This window comes from Jiangella anatolica, assembly GCF_003236295.1.
Taxonomy (GTDB): domain Bacteria; phylum Actinomycetota; class Actinomycetes; order Jiangellales; family Jiangellaceae; genus Jiangella; species Jiangella anatolica.
The window spans coordinates 1-952 of sequence record NZ_POTW01000197.1 but is presented as its reverse complement, the minus strand read 5'-3'; the positions used below and the strand labels follow the sequence as shown (position 1 = coordinate 952).

The window sequence follows — 952 nt, the reverse complement described above, 5'->3', positions numbered from 1 at the left end:
GTCGTGGTAGTTCTTCTCCGCGAACACCTCACCCCGCCGCGGCCCGGGTTCACCGCGCAGCACACCGGCGAAACTCTGCCCCTGCACGAACGCCGGAACCTCACCCCCGGCCAACTCCAACAGCGTCGGCACCACATCCACATGACTGACCAACCCGTCGGATGCACCCGGCGCCACACCCCACGAGCGCGGCGGCCGGGCCAGCAACGCCACCCCGATCCCCGGGTCATACAACGTGCCCTTCGCCCGCGGGAACGCGATCCCATGATCGGTGGTGAACAACACCAACGTCGAACCGGCCAGCCCGGCCCGCTCGACCGCCTCCACGACCCGGCCGGTGGCGGCGTCGGCGACCCGGACCGAGCCCAGGAACCCGGCCAGATCCTCCCGCGTGTCCTCGTTGTCCGGCAGATACGCCGGCACCCGCACCGACACCGGATCCACCGGCGGGTACTCCTCGACCGGATACGGGCGATGCGTCTCGAAGAACCCGACCGTGAGGAAGAACGGCTCCGCCGGACCCGCCTCCAACCACGCCACCGCCCGCTCCGCCACCGGCCCGCACCGCGCCCGGCCCGCCGGCCACGCCCACACCTCGTCGAACCCCAACCGCGACGGGTCGTGGCTCTCATGCTGCTGACCGATCAACGCCGTCCGATACCCCAGCTCCGACAGCAACGACGGCGCCGTCCGCTCACCCGGCCGGTACTCCCACCCCCGGTTCACCAGCCCCATCAACCCGTTCGCATGCGGATAACGACCCGTGAACAACGACCCCCGCGCCGGACTGCACAACGGCGTCGTACAGAACGCCCGATCGAACCGCAACCCCTCCGCCGCCAGCCCATCCACCGCCGGACTCGTCACATCACCATGCCCATACGCACCCAAATGCGTGCCCACATCATGCCAATGGATCAGCACCACGTTCGGACGCTCAGTCGCCGTCATG

Annotated in this window: 1 protein-coding gene; it reads right to left on the bottom strand. The window is 69.6% G+C overall.

Annotation, left to right across the window (positions count from 1 at the left end):
- On the bottom strand, window positions 1-927 hold a 927-nt coding region (locus C1I92_RS32935), incomplete at its 3' end, for a sulfatase family protein (protein ID WP_158564409.1).
- Window positions 928-952: the final 25 nt, after the last annotated feature.